The 13,800-nt window shown below is 59.1% G+C and carries 13 protein-coding genes; 7 read left to right on the forward strand and 6 right to left on the reverse strand.

Annotated elements, in window-relative coordinates:
• Positions 1 to 28: 28 nt before the first annotated feature.
• Positions 29 to 418, forward strand: coding sequence for a transcriptional regulator (locus tag M2400_RS06240; protein ID WP_177044876.1), 390 nt, complete (start codon positions 29 to 31; stop codon positions 416 to 418).
• 3 nt (positions 419 to 421) lie between these two features.
• Here the strand turns inward: M2400_RS06240 and M2400_RS06245 are convergent, their stop codons facing one another.
• The 3 genes from M2400_RS06245 to M2400_RS06255 all read right to left on the reverse strand — a co-directional run bounded on the left by M2400_RS06245 (position 422) and on the right by M2400_RS06255 (position 2,467).
• On the reverse strand, positions 422 to 1,288 hold the full coding sequence (locus tag M2400_RS06245) for a DUF6279 family lipoprotein (protein ID WP_259198743.1): 867 nt from the start codon (positions 1,286 to 1,288) through the stop codon (positions 422 to 424).
• A gap of 66 nt (positions 1,289 to 1,354) precedes the next feature.
• Positions 1,355 to 2,080 carry a TorF family putative porin gene (locus M2400_RS06250; protein ID WP_177044872.1) on the reverse strand — a complete coding sequence of 242 codons (726 nt, stop codon included), beginning with the start codon at positions 2,078 to 2,080 and terminating at the stop codon, positions 1,355 to 1,357.
• 207 nt (positions 2,081 to 2,287) lie between these two features.
• Positions 2,288 to 2,467: a hypothetical protein gene (locus M2400_RS06255; RefSeq protein WP_088422903.1), complete on the reverse strand. Its 180-nt coding sequence runs from the start codon at positions 2,465 to 2,467 to the stop codon at positions 2,288 to 2,290.
• 323 nt (positions 2,468 to 2,790) lie between these two features.
• Between M2400_RS06255 and M2400_RS06260 the strand changes: the two genes are divergently transcribed.
• The 3 genes from M2400_RS06260 (at position 2,791) to M2400_RS06270 (ending at position 5,799) form a co-directional block, all read left to right on the forward strand.
• Entirely contained in the window at positions 2,791 to 3,627 is an 837-nt protein-coding gene (locus tag M2400_RS06260) for a S1 RNA-binding domain-containing protein (protein ID WP_177044871.1), read from the forward strand.
• Positions 3,628 to 3,737: 110 nt separating this feature from the next.
• Positions 3,738 to 4,145 carry a DUF2177 family protein gene (locus M2400_RS06265; protein ID WP_259198742.1) on the forward strand — a complete coding sequence of 136 codons (408 nt, stop codon included), beginning with the start codon at positions 3,738 to 3,740 and terminating at the stop codon, positions 4,143 to 4,145.
• Positions 4,146 to 4,356: 211 nt separating this feature from the next.
• Positions 4,357 to 5,799, forward strand: a complete 1,443-nt coding sequence (locus M2400_RS06270) for an NCS1 family nucleobase:cation symporter-1 (protein WP_259198741.1) — start codon at positions 4,357 to 4,359, stop codon at positions 5,797 to 5,799.
• On the opposite strand, the gene M2400_RS06275 is transcribed toward M2400_RS06270, so the two are convergent.
• On the reverse strand, positions 5,711 to 6,919 hold the full coding sequence (locus M2400_RS06275) for an MFS transporter (RefSeq protein ID WP_259198740.1): 1,209 nt from the start codon (positions 6,917 to 6,919) through the stop codon (positions 5,711 to 5,713). The two genes, M2400_RS06270 and M2400_RS06275, sit on opposite strands and share 89 nt — an antisense overlap.
• Before the next feature lie 104 nt (positions 6,920 to 7,023).
• On the opposite strand from M2400_RS06275, the gene M2400_RS06280 reads away from it, so the two are divergent.
• The 3 genes from M2400_RS06280 (at position 7,024) to M2400_RS06290 (ending at position 10,719) form a co-directional block, all read left to right on the forward strand.
• A complete protein-coding gene (locus M2400_RS06280; protein ID WP_177079495.1) occupies positions 7,024 to 7,917 on the forward strand; it encodes a putrescine utilization regulator PtrR in 894 nt (297 codons plus the stop codon).
• Positions 7,918 to 8,054: 137 nt separating this feature from the next.
• A complete protein-coding gene (locus M2400_RS06285) occupies positions 8,055 to 8,177 on the forward strand; it encodes a PA1414 family protein (protein WP_003210728.1) in 123 nt (40 codons plus the stop codon).
• Between the two features lie 442 nt (positions 8,178 to 8,619).
• Positions 8,620 to 10,719 carry an NAD(P)-dependent oxidoreductase gene (locus M2400_RS06290; RefSeq protein ID WP_259198739.1) on the forward strand — a complete coding sequence of 700 codons (2,100 nt, stop codon included), beginning with the start codon at positions 8,620 to 8,622 and terminating at the stop codon, positions 10,717 to 10,719.
• A gap of 62 nt (positions 10,720 to 10,781) precedes the next feature.
• Here M2400_RS06290 and M2400_RS06295 read toward each other — a convergent pair whose 3' ends face one another.
• Both M2400_RS06295 and M2400_RS06300 read right to left on the reverse strand, forming a co-directional pair.
• A complete protein-coding gene (locus M2400_RS06295; RefSeq protein ID WP_177044861.1) occupies positions 10,782 to 12,164 on the reverse strand; it encodes a sodium:solute symporter in 1,383 nt (460 codons plus the stop codon).
• A 112-nt stretch (positions 12,165 to 12,276) separates the two neighbouring features.
• Complete coding sequence (locus M2400_RS06300; protein WP_177044859.1) at positions 12,277 to 13,782, reverse strand: cytosine permease; 1,506 nt, start codon at positions 13,780 to 13,782, stop codon at positions 12,277 to 12,279.
• Positions 13,783 to 13,800: the final 18 nt, after the last annotated feature.

Consider the following 13,800-nt stretch of genomic DNA (forward strand, 5'->3'; position numbering starts at 1 on the left):
TATTCGTGTGCCTTCAGGAGGAATCAGGATGACGACTTACGATTGGGATTTGATCGAACGATTGCTGCATGAGGTGCAGAACGGTGGCAGCAGCTTTGCCCCGCGCAAATATGCCGAGGAAGAAGCCGCCAAAAGGGCTGCCGCTGGTGAGCCCATCGGTAATCTCGATGAGTTTAAAAAGACTGCAGCGGATTACGAGGGATTGTTGTTCACACGCGGCTTTATTGAGTCGCGGTCAGAGGAAGAGCGTGGCAATGGCGAGAATTTCAAATTGACCCCGCGCGGCTCACAGCTGCTGAGCCTGATCGACAGCTGCATCCCTGGCGATAATCACCCGCGCCAGGTGCTGGATGAGCAGGCGGATGCGCTGGATCCGGCGACGTTTGATGAACTGGCCTCTAAACCACAGATTGCCTGATGACTACGGGGTGCCAGCCTTCAGGCATTTGAGGGCCTTGAAGTCGCTGCGCACCTTGTCGATCTTCTGCGTCAGCTTCTGGCGTTGTTGCACGGTGCTCTGCGCCATCAGGTCGACGATCAGGCTGCGGGCGGCGGTTTCGGTCTGGGCGTAGGCCTGGCGATACTCCGCAGTCCATAGGCTTTCGCGGTCTACCAGCAACTGCTCGATCTTCTGTGGGAAATCGCTGCTGTGGCGGTCTTTTACCGCCGCGATAAACAGCGCCTGCCAGTGAGCGCGGTTACCGATCCACTGCTGGTTCTGCTCTCCGAGGGCAATTGACCAGGCGGTGACGCGATTCTGCTGGCTGGCGCTTAACGGCCCGAGCCATGCATCCAGCCGCTTGTTCATGCGCTCGGCGCGTTCCTTGATCTGCTGTTCGAGGGACGGTTTGAGGTATTCATCCTGACGCTTGCGCAGGTCCTTGGCGAACGCTTGCTCCATGTCCTGCACTTGCTGGTCGTCGAGCCCCTGCAATAATGCGACGGCGGAGGGTGTGATCGCCCGTGCGCTTTCGGCAATCGCTTGCTTGGCCTCGGCGGTGCGGGTTTGCAGGGCGGCGTCGGTCACCTGATTGTCGTCGACCATCTGTTGGAGGCGGTCGAGCCAATCCAGGTAGCCTGGCAGTTGCGTGGTGCAATGCCAGGCGAGGTGTTCCTTGAGTTTGTCGTTGAACCAGCTCTTCTGCCCGGCGTTCATGTCCAGGTAGTCGCTGAGGGTCCAGGGGATGATCACATCGAGGTTGCGATAGGCCAGGCCCACCCGGTTGCAGCCGGCAAGCACCAGGCTGACGGTTAGCAATACAACAAGAAGTTTTAACCGACGCAGCATGAGCGAGTCCTTGCGCAGACGAGAGTATTGCATCTGAACCCGTCAGTGCAGCGACAGTTCAGCCCATCAATAAAACGCCCGCTCGGCCTTAAGGGTCAAGAGACCGTCGCATTGCGAGTTGTGTCCGGAGTAGGCCGAGCAATCGCCGCCGCTGAGGCTGGAGTCGCTGTAGATCAGGTTCAGGTCGACGCCCATCCACGGCCTGGAAAATTGCACCGACCAGTCGCTGAAGCTGCGAATGGAGCTGCCATCGGCGACCGAGACCGGCGTGCCCAACTGGTGGGTGGTGTATTTCATGCTGACGCCGATGCCGAAAGGCTTGGTGCCGCCGAGGTCGGCGAACAGGGTGCTGTCCTGTCGGTCCGGGTCGTTGCTGAAGGAGGCGCCAAAACGATTGCCCAGCAAGGTCAGGCCGCCGTAGAACTCCTGGCTGTCGAGTGGGCTCAGCTTGGGATAGCTGTAGTGGATCATCCCCAGTTCATAACCCAGGGTCTGGTCAAAGGGACGCTTGAAACCCAGGTAGGAATCGACTTCCAGGTTGCTGGTCGGGGAAATCCCCATGCTCGGTGAGAATTGGCCGAGGTACAGGCCGCTGTCGTGGCTCAGGTCCAGCCCGCCGTGGAACGAGTCGCTGCCGGGCGAAGTGGGTTTGACCAGGCCTTGGGCCATGCTGCGACTGGGTGTGGTGCCCAATTTCAGGTCGAAGTCACCCAGTTCACGCTGGAAAACCTGCGCTTCGGCCAGGGGGCTGGCCAACAGGGCGCCGGCCAGGAAAATACAGGATTTGAGCATGCTTCACTCCATGAAAAGCGAGGAGCAGTAACGGGGAATATCAGGCAAATGCCCGATCTAGACGTGTGCAAGCATACCGGCGATGGTTCGCGGATGAAGCCCGTTCGTCGATTGGTGCAAAAGGGGGCGTATCAGGGGGTGTTGCGGGCTCTAGTCCTAGCGCCTTGAAAGGCAAAGCGCATAGGGACCAGGTGTAATGCGCGAGTATTACTTTTTACCCAGGGTGATCTGCTTGGACGGGCCGAAAGTCTGGCCGCTTACGCCTTTGGCGATCTGCTGGATTTCGCCGCCCTGCTTGAGGAATGCAGCAATTTGGTTGTTGATCGATTCGCTGGTTTCAACGGCGGGAGCTGGCTTTGCTTTGCTGTTGGATGCTTTTACGCGCATGGCGGCCACTAACCTGTAGAAAATTAACTTGGCCATGCATCGTACATGAAATGCTTGACAATTGCTTGGCAAATATCCTTCTGAAATAATGGCGGGCTTATGAGTTGCCCACAGTTAATGATTGAAATAGTCACCTAACTTGCTGTTTTAACTCGAAACCCATGGGGAAAACAGGCTGCGTGCACTGGGAGAATCCAGGCCGATGATCTGACGAGCGGGTTGGTGGCCGGCAAACCCATGATTTTTCAGGCCTGTGCGCCGGTACGCGGGACCGCCGCCGTCAACTCGGGTAGAATGCCGCCCACGCAATGAGGGTATTGAAAATGGCTTTAGTCGGGCGCTACAACAGCTTGCAAGTGGTTAAACACACTAACTTTGGTTTGTACCTGGATGGTGATCAAGAGGGCGAAATCCTCTTGCCCAATCGTTATATCCCCAAAGATATTCCCAGTGAAGATGAAGACTGGCTCAACGTTTTTATTTATCTGGACAGCGATGACAAACTTATCGCCACCACCGAAAAACCAAAAGTACAGGTGGGTGAATTTGCCAGTCTGAAAGTAGTTGAAGTCAACAGCATTGGTGTATTCCTCGATTGGGGATTGCCCAAGGACCTGCTGCTGCCTTACTCCGAAGAAAAGCGCCAGCTGACCGCCGGTGAATATTGCGTGGTGCACGTCTACCTCGACAAACACACCAAGCGCATCACCGCCACCGCGCGCCTTGACCGCTACCTGGACAAGACCCCGGCCACCTACAAGGTAGGCCAGGAAGTTGACTTGCTGGTGGCCGAGGCCACCGACATGGGCTTCAAGGCCATTATCAACAACAAGCACTGGGGCCTGATCCACAAGAACGAAGTGTTCAAGTTCCTGCGCCCGGGCAAGGAAGAGAAAGGCTTCATCAAGGAAATCCGTGCCGACGGCAATATCAGCCTGAGCCTGCAACCGGTGGGTGAGGAAGCGGCGTCCAGCCTGAACTCGAAGATCCTCGCCAAGTTGCGCGAGAACAACGGCACCTTGCCGGTCAGCGATAAAAGCGACCCGGCAGTGATCAGCAGTTTGTTCGGTGTCAGCAAAGGCAACTTCAAGAAGGCCATCGGTGCCCTCTACAAGCAAGGCAGCATTGTGATCCACGCGGATCGTATTGAACTAAGCTGATCGCGGTTTGCTCTTCTGTAGGAGCCGGCTTGCCGGCGATAAGGCCCGTGAGCCTTGGGCGATTCTTCTGACGCCATCGCTGGCAAGCCAGCTCCTACAGGATCATGTGAATGTCCAGAAAAACCCTCTTCGCCTATCTCGGCACCTTGCTCGCCTTTTTGATCCTCGACGGCCTTTGGCTCGGCGTGTTCATGGGGCCGACCTACAAAGCCCTGCTTGGCCCGCTGATGCTCGATCAGCCGCGCCTGTTCCCGGCCGTGGCGTTCTACCTTCTTTATGTATTCGGTTGTGTGGTGTTGGTCGTCCTGCCCGCTTTGACAAGCGGAGGCTGGCAACGCGCCGCGCGGCTTGGTGCGTTGCTGGGCCTGGTGGCCTACGGCACGTATGACCTGAGCAATTGGGCGACCTTGCAGGGCTGGTCCGCCGGGTTGGCCGTCATGGACATTGCCTGGGGCACTTTGCTCAGTGCAGTTTGCTGCACCTTCGGCTATCAATGTGCACGCAAGGTGCACAATTGATTGTGTACAGGATTGGTCTGCACCATCCCTGAGCGAAGCCGCACCGTTTAATCATCTTTACGCCTCCTGTAGATCCAGGCCTGGCGCGGGATTGTGCCGGGTTTCGCGCCATTGGCACGCATTCTGCTCATCAACTCGTATACAAACCATGCCGCCTCCCGTACGCACTCCCGTCGCGGGTGGCAGGCCGGTATTTACGAGGAGCCCTGCGATGACCGAACAATTGCCCAAAGGCTACAGCCCGCGCCTGTACAACCAGGACCTGGGGCCGCTGCCGCAAAAATGGAACTGGTACAACATCTTCGCTTTCTGGATGAGCGACGTGCACAGCGTTGGCGGCTACGTGTTTGCCGCCAGCCTGTTTGCCCTGGGGCTGGCCAGTTGGCAGGTGCTGATCGCCTTGCTTGCCGGGATTTGCATTGTGCAATTGATCGCCAACCTGGTGGCCAAGCCGAGCCAGCAGGCCGCGGTGCCATACCCGGTGATCTGTCGGTTGGCCTTTGGTGTGTTCGGGGCGAATATTCCCGCGGTGATTCGCGGCTTGATCGCAGTGGCCTGGTACGGGATTCAGACTTACCTGGCGTCCAGCGCACTGATCATCGTGGTGCTGCGGTTTTTCCCACAGATGGCGGTATACGCAGAGCCACATTTCGCCGGCCTGTCGTATCTGGGCTGGTTCGGTTTCCTCAGCCTGTGGACGCTCCAGGCACTGGTGTTCTGGACCGGCATGGAATCTATCCGCCGCTTCATTGATTGGGCGGGTCCGATCGTCTACGCAGTGATGTTTGCCCTGGCCGGCTGGATCGTTTGGAAGGCAGGCTGGGCCAATATCAGCTTCACCCTGGCGGAAAAATCCTTGTCGGGCTGGCAGGCCTTTGGCCAAATCATCGTGGCGACCGCATTGGTGGTGTCTTACTTCTCCGGCCCGACTTTGAACTTCGGTGATTTCAGTCGCTATTGCCGCACGATGAGGGACGTACGTCGCGGAAATTTCTGGGGCTTGCCGGTTAACTTCCTGGCGTTCTCTCTGGTCACCGTGGTGATTGTCTCGGGCACCTTGCCGGTGTTCGGCGAAATGCTCCACGACCCGATCGCCACCGTCTCGCGTATCGACAACGACATGGCCGTGCTGCTGGGGGCGTTCGCCTTTGTCACCGCGACCATCGGCATCAATATCGTCGCCAACTTTGTCTCACCGGCCTTTGATTTTGCCAACGTGGCCCCGAGCAAGATCAGCTGGCGCGCCGGCGGGATGATTGCGGCGGTGGCCTCGATCTTCATCACCCCGTGGAACCTGTTCAACAACCCGTTGATGATCCACTACACCCTCGACATCCTCGCAGCGTTTATCGGGCCGTTGTTCGGGATTCTGCTGGTGGATTACTACCTGGTGAAGAAGCAGAAGATCGACGTCGACGCGCTGTTCGATGACAGCCCGAACGGGCGCTACTACTTTGACGGCGGCGTGAACTGGACGGCGGTCAAGGCGCTGGTGCCCGCGACGCTGGTAGGCGTCGCGATCACTTTCACCCCGGCGTTGCAGGGCATGGCCAACTTCGCCTGGTTTACCGGCTGCTTCCTGGGTGGGCTGTTTTTCCTGGTGTTGGCGCGGCGTGAACAGGTTCGCGCAGCTGTGCCGATGGTTGCCGGTTGACCAGCACCGATCCCGCCACCAACAAACCGGCGCCAGCGACCACCAGCGCCGGTTGCAGGCCACCACTGAGGTGGCTGCTGACCGATGCCAGCAACGGCCCGCTCAATTGGCCGATCGCAAAGCTGGCGGTCAGCAACCCGGTGCTGCGCTGGTAGCCGTGGGGGGCGACCTCACGCAAGCGCGCCATCACCAGTTGCATACACGCCAGGAATGGCCCGCCGCACAGCAACACCCCCAGCGCCAGCCCCCAACCGTTGCCCAACAGGCAGGCAAACACCCCGGCCGCTTGCAGCCAAAGCGTGGTCATCAGCCAGCGGCGGGTGGTGTCCGGGTCCTTGCGGCGCAGGCTGGCGGCGACCACGCCAATCGCGGCGGCCAGGCCAAAGCAGGGCCAGAACAGGTCCGCCTGCCATGCACCCTTGAATTGCGCGCTGGCCATCTGTGACAGGAAGGTCGCCGGGATGATGTAGCCCAGGCCGTACAGCACGTAGATCCAGCACAGGTGCGTGATGCTGCCGTTGCTGGCCACGGCGGCGTGGCTGGCAACGGGCGAGTTGGCGGCGGAAGGCTTGGGCAGGAACGGCAGGATGGCCAGCAGCATCACCAGCGCGACCACGCCATACACCAGCCACAAGGTTGCAGAGTCTTGCCCCAGCAGGTTGGAGCCCAGGGCCAGCAACCCGGTCAACAGAATCCCCAGCCCCGGCCCGGCAAATACCAGCGCACCCAGGCGTGGGCGCCCGGCCGCAATGGCCAGCGGCTGGCTCAGGCTGGTGATCATCACCAGCGCCCATGCGCTCGCCACCCCGGTCCCAAAGCGCAGCAGCAGATGCGGCCAAAACCCGTGGGCCCAGTACGACGCCAGGGTCAACAGCACGCATAACCACAGCCCGCCATACAAACGCCCGCGTACATGGTGATGGCTGCGGGCGAATATCGAATCCACCGCGCCGACGAAGTAACCTAGGTAGTTGGCTGCCGCGATCAGGCCGGCGCCGGTCAGGTCGATCTGGCCCTCGCTGAGCAGATGCGGCATTTGCGGGGTCAGTGCGAAGCGGCCAATGCCCATGGCCATCATCAAGGCGATAAAGCTGGCGAGTAAGCGGATCAACGGTGACATGGTGGTTTTTCCTGGGAGCAGCAAGTGACCCTCAGGCTAAAGTGAATTGACTTTCTGTAAAAATGAATAATAGTGAGTAACTTGTTCAGTTTTGGAGAATGGTGATGGAGTTCAGTCAATTGCGTATTTTCCAGGCCGTGGCCGAGGAAGGTTCCATCACCCGCGCCGCCGAGCGTTTGCACCGGGTGCCGTCCAACTTGTCGACCCGGCTTAAACAGATGGAAGAACAGCTGGGTGTCGATCTGTTCGTACGTGAGCGCCAGCGTTTGCAGCTTTCTCCCGCAGGCAAAGTGTTGCTGGACTACAGCGCACGCCTGCTGGCCCTGCATGACGAGGCCCATGGCGCGGTGCAGGGCGGGCAACCGGCCGGCGACTTTGTGCTCGGCAGCATGTACAGCACAGCGGCGATTCATCTGCCCAAGCTGCTGGCGCGCTACCACAAGGCGTATCCGATGGTGAATCTGCAGGTGCAGTCGGCTCCCAGCGGTGAGCTGCTGGAAGGCTTGATCACCGGGCGCCTGGACGCCGCGTTGGTGGACGGGCCGTTGACCCTGGCCACCCTTGACGGCGTGCCGCTGTGTGAAGAACGCCTGTTGCTGATCTGCGAGGCGGATCACCCACCCGTGCGTGGGCCGCAGGATGTTGCCGGCCGCTCGGTGTTCACTTTCCGGCGCAGCTGTTCCTACCGGGCACGGTTGGAAGCCTGGTTTTCCCACGACCGCGTGGCCATGGGCCGGGCCATCGAGATCGAGTCCTATCAGGGCATGCTCGCCTGTGTGATCGCCGGTTCCGGGGTGGCATTGATGTCTGAATCGATGCTCGACAGCCTGCCGGGCAAGGACAGCGTGTCCATTCATCCGCTGGCGGAGCCGTTTGCCAGCGCCACCACCTGGTTGATGTGGCGCAAGGGCATGCTCGGCGCTAACCTCAATGCATGGATTGACCTGCAACAAGAGGGCAAGGTGCTACCAGACACTGAAACCAGAGCGATTGCTTGAACGATCCGTCAGGATTTTGATCAATTCAGTAATAGTTCGTTGTGGTTTCGTTCAAGCAATCCGTAGGACTTAAGACTACTATCTGTAGGAAGCGGCCACAGAATTCCAGCCGCTCGGCATTACCCCAAGGGGGCACCATGAAAGAGAAACTGCAAAACTGGCTGCACGACCTCGGCGTCGCACTCGGCTTGATCGAGCCACCGCTGCAACCGGTGCCAATTCGCACCGATGACGAGCAGCGTCGCCCGCGTCGCAGGTAAGTCCTGAAAAGCGCTCAAACCCCTGTGTTTGGGCGCGTTCTGAAGCGGCATAAATTTTATGTGGGAGCGGGCTTGCTCGCGAATACTGTGTATCAGTGACCTTTACACTGACTGACGCACCGTATTCGCGAGCAGGCCCGCTCCCACATTTGCTTTGTACACTTGCAAAAAACAGGCTGCGGTCAGGAAGTTTTTCGAACAAGCCATTTGATAGTTTCACGGTAATACCTAAGTAGTCCGATTCTGTGCACTCCAGTCAGGCTTTGGCGTTCAAGTGTCGGAAGTGGACTACCTGTTTGTCAGAAGTGTCTGGCTTATTCAATTCTGAAGATAAGCGTAGGTTGAGTTCCGTTAGGAAAAGATTTGTATCGTTTGCGTTTTCAAACATCCCAACTTTATTGAACTCCCCCTTGAGCAAGTCAGAGTTGTTGGAGATAAAGCCATGATGCTTTCTTCCGTCCCGCCAGTCGCCGCGTCACTGATCGCCACAACCGGAAATATCTTGCATATCGCACCTGTGTCGAGGTGCTGGAAGGCCGATGCACCCAGTAACGTAGTGTTTTTCCCTCCATCATTAACCAAGCAAGCTCTGCTCATACAGATCGGACTCTTGCGTCCAACAACGATCATTGTCGCAGACCAAACTATCGATGCAGATGTCATAGAGCAATGGCGTATATCGCACCCGTTTGGAGACCTTTACTTAGTTCGCAGAGGTACGAGCCTGGATAAGGTGCGATTGGATTTGTGCGCATCCAACAACATTCGGGTGATCCATACGCCCGGAGTTAATGCGCCGCATGTTGCTGCTTATATTGCGCACTGGTTGACACTCGCCGATGGCTCCCTGCCTCGTGATGTCTGTGTACTGGGATACGGCAATGTAGGAAAAGAACTCGTCAAGTTATTGCTTGAACTGGACCCGGGGGTTCGGATCAAGGTGTTGTGTCGACGCGGTCGGATTCCGGACACTGTCGAGAAAGCCTTTTCCGATTGCAGGGTGTCATTTGTCGAAGACTGGTTCGAGGCGCTGGAAGGGGCCAAGGCGGTCGCCCTCTGCTTATCCCTGAATGTTGAATCTGTTCATCGCATTGATCAGGCCCTCATTCAGCATATGCACAGACACGCTCGCCTGGTCTGTGTCGCCAAGCCCGATGTCTTCAGCGACGATGCTTTGCAGGCCCTGGCAACAGCTGAAGGCATCCAGCTTGTATTGGACTACGGGCCCGGGACACTGGATGCGTTTCGGCTGCGTACACAAGCGCTCGGCTGTGGTGTTTCCACATGGCGCAAGCCGGCGACACTGACTACACAGGCGGCAACCACCGAAGCCTGCAATGGAGACCTTGACTATGCGGTCTCTGTTCAACTGAGCCTGGTGGCCTTGCGCGGCCTTGTCAGGCGCAAACTTGCACACTCATTGATCATCCCTTCTCAGCAGGCGCATGCCGGGGCGCCGCGCGTCTCGATTATCGGCCGGGGTATCAACGGCCTGCTCCAGGCCGTGATGTTCCGCTTGGCGAATTATCAAGTCATGGTTTATGGGGGAAATCAGCAGGCAGATGGAGCCAGTCACAAGCAGGTGAACATGCGCCATTTGTCAGCGACGGAGACCACTGCAAAGCCGCTGCAAAACGATTACCTGACGTGCGGAAACCGGTATTTGGCATTTGAGTGCAATCGTGCGGGCATCGAGTTGTTTGAAAAGCTCCTGGCCGACAACCCGTCGCTGGCACGATTCGCGCGATCGCGGATTGTACGAGCCTATGTGGAGGATGCCATTGGCGTAGATGCCGCGATCCGCGAGCAATGCGATATCGAAAACAGGCCTTGGCCGAGTGGCAAGCCGGGACGTGAACCTGTAGAGATCAGCCAGCGGCAATTCCAGGAAAAACATGGAATCCCTGGGATCGGCCGGTCTATTGAGGTATCGGGCTACGATCTGGAGTTTGTCCATCTCATGGATGAGATAGAGGTGCTTTTGCAGCGCTCCGGTGTGCAGTTCCTGCCCCAATATCTGAGTCCGGTGCAAATTGCTGACCTGAGCAGAGAACACTTCGTCATCACCGCCATGGGGGTAGAGGAAGCAGAGGTCATCGCGATCACTGGCTGGTTTTTCAAACTGCGTGCTGTGGGTAATGAAGGTGCTGGAATGCGCGGGCTCAAGTTGCAATACGATTTGCCAATCGGCGTCATGAATTGCCGCCTGGATGGGGACTGCATTCTTGTCTCCGGCGGGCAGGTTCCGCCCGATTCGACGCAGGAGGGCAAGGAGCAGATATTGGCGGCGTGCCTGGCTGCTGTTTCTCGGCACTTCCCGACGTCCTACCGCAGGGCGATCGAAAGTGGCGACTTGCACATTATCGAGTGTGCGAGACCCGGCACCGCAGATGGACTTTCAATCGTTTATTGGTCGGCCTACAACCGAATTGTCGCGGGGGCAACGTATGCCGCAGGCACAACCCAGGGAATGGTATGGGCCTCGTTGGTTCAAGAGGTCATCCAGGCAAGAGCGTCTGCGGTTTCGGCAATGTGGGAATGAAAAAAAACGGGTGCGACATCCGACGTCGCACCCGCTGAAGAAAGCTGCTTCCAAATGTTCGTTCAGACCGCCCGCGCCGCCACCGCCTCCGGGCGGCGCGACAGCAAACTCACCACCACAAAGCTCACCAGGCCCACGCCCAGGCTGTAATAGATCGGGGTGTTGGCGTCCAAACCGTCCTTGATCATGAACACCAGCGCCGTCACAAAGCCCAGGGTCATGGAGGTGATTGCCCCGGAAGTGGTTGCACGTTTCCAGAAAATCGCCCCGATCAGCGGAATCAGCATGCCGCCCACCAACAGGTTGTAAGCCAGGGTCAGTGCGCTGATCACGTCGGTCACCACCAGCGCGATACCCAATACGGCAATCCCCGTCAGCAAGGTAAACAGGCGGTTGATCTTCAGGCTCGACTGTTTGCCGCCCCGCAGGCGCGGCAGCAGGTCTTCGGTCAGTACGGTGGAGGCGGCGAGCAGGCCGGCGCTGGCGGTGGACATCATCGCCGCCAGTGCAGCAGCAATCACCAGGCCGCGGATACCGTCCGGCAGCGAGACTTTGACGATGGCGGCAAACGCATTGTTGACGTTGTCCAGGTCCGGGATCAGCACGTGGGCGGCCATGCCGATCAGCGCGCAGGCCAGGCCGTAGAGGATGCAGTAGAAACCGGCGAAAGTGCCTGCGTACTTGGCGACCTTTTCGTCACGGGCGGTGAACACCCGTTGCCAGATGTCCTGGCCGATCAGGATGCCGAAGAAGTAGATCATGAAGTAGGTGATGATGGTGTCCCAGCCAATTTCAGTGAAGCTGAAATTCGACGCGGGCAGCTTGGCCACCAATTCATCCCAGCCGCCGACGCGGTACAGGCAGATCGGCAGCAGAATAAACATCAGGCCGACGGTCTTGATCACGAACTGCACGATGTCGGTCAGGGTCAGCGACCACATACCGCCGATGGTCGAGTACACCACTACCACGCCACCGCCCAGCAGCACCGAGATCCAGAACGGCAGGCCGAACAGCACTTGCAGCACGGTGCCGATGGCGAGGATCGAGGTCACACCGATCATCAGCGCGTAGGCCAGCATGATCACCGCACTGGCCTGGCGGGCCATCGGGTTGTAGCGTTTTTCCAGGACCTGGGTCACGGTGAAGATTTTCAGTTTCAGCAGCGGCTTGGCCAGGAACAGGTTCAGCGCAATGATCCCCGCACCCAGTGCGGCGCACAGCCAGAACCCGGAAATGCCATGCACATAACCCAGGCGCACGGTGCCGACGGTGGACGCTCCGCCCAGCACGGTGGCAGCCATGGTGCCCATGTACAGCGTCGGGCCGAGGTTGCGGCCGGCTACCAGGTAGTCTTCATGGGTCTTGGCGCGGCGCATGCCGTAGTAGCCGAGCACCAGCATGCCGGCGGCGTAGATGAGGACGACGAATAGATCTAAAGCCATGACGGCGAGTCTCCGATTTATCTTTTTTATGTGGGGCTAAAGGGGGCTGTGTGGCGAGGGAGCTTGCTCCCGCTGGGCTGCGCAGCAGCCCCAATCCATTCCACGCCATTCATCAGGCGGCCTCGCGACTGCTGCGCAGTCGAACGGGAGCAAGCTCCCTCGCCACAGTCGGGCCGTAGACCGAGGCCGGCTCAGGGAACACGCGAAGCAGCGTCAGGTACACCAGCGAGGCCAGGCCAAGGGTCACCGGCAGGCTGATGTCGATGCCGTCGGCGAGGTTGCCCAGCGGCCCGACAAACTGCCCCGGCAGGTTGACGAAGCACAGGCCTACCAGCGCACTCGGGATCCAGGCCCCCAGGCCGCGCCAGTTCCAGCCATGGCTGAACCAGTAGCGCCCGCCGGTTTCACCGCGGGTGAACACTTGCAGGTCGTCCGGGCAGTAGTAACCCCGGCGTACGATCAGCCCGATGATCATCATCACCATCCACGGCGTGGTGCAGGTGATGATCAGCACGGCGAAGGTCGACACGCTCTGCACCAGGTTGGCGGCGAAACGTCCTATAAAGATGAAGGCAATCGACATCACCCCGATCAGCAGCGTCGCCTTGACCCGTGACAGCAGCCGTGGAAACACGCTGGACATGTCCAGCCCGGTGCCATACAGCGAGGTGGTGCCGGTGGACATGCCGCCGATTACCGCGATCAGGCACACCGGCAGGAAGAACCAGCTCGGTGCCACCGCCAGCAGGCCGCCGACATAGTTGTTGGCGGCGATATAGTCCGGTGCCTTGACCGCCACGATGGTCGCCGTGGCCAGGCCGAACAGGAACGGGATCAGGGTGGCGATCTGCGCGAACACCACCGCCAGCATGATCCGTACTTTCGAGGTTTCCCGCGGGATATAGCGCGACCAGTCACCGAGGAACGCACCGAAGGAAATCGGGTTGCTCATGGCCACCAGTGCCGCACCGATAAACGCGGCCCAGAAGCCGGTCTGGCCGAGGGCAACGGTGCCTGCGAAGTGGCTGTCGAAAGCGGGGGCGAAGGCGAAGATGCCCAGCAGGAACAGCAGGCTCGCCGCCCACACTGCAATACGGTTGACCCACAGCATGAAGCGAAAGCCGTAGATGCACACCGTCAGTACGAGAATGGCGAACACGCCGTAGGCCAGGCCCAGGGTCAGGTCGGTTTCCGGCAAGCCCACCAGTCGTTTCGCACCGCCCACCAGCGCATCGCCTGAACTCCACACCGACAGTGAGAAGAACGCGATAGCGGTCAGCAGCGACAGGAACGAGCCGACAATCCGCCCGTGCACCCCAAAGTGCGCGCCCGAAGACACGGCGTTGTTGGTGCCATTGATCGGCCCGAACAGGCCCATGGGCGCGAGGATTACCGCCCCCACCAGCACGCCCAGCACAATCGCCCAGACGCCGGCCTGGAACGACAGGCCAAACAGCACCGGAAAGCTCCCCAGCACGGCGGTGGCGAAGGTGTTGGCGCCGCCGAAAATCAGGCGAAACAAATCCTTCGGCCCGGCGGTACGTTCGTGGTCCGGGATCTGTTCGACGCCGTTGGTTTCTATGTTGCGAATACTATTTTCGTTGTTTTTATTATTCATGATCAGCTCCGATCACAT

The sequence above is a fragment of the Pseudomonas sp. BIGb0558 genome (assembly GCF_024807515.1).
Lineage (GTDB): Bacteria > Pseudomonadota > Gammaproteobacteria > Pseudomonadales > Pseudomonadaceae > Aquipseudomonas > Aquipseudomonas yamanorum_A.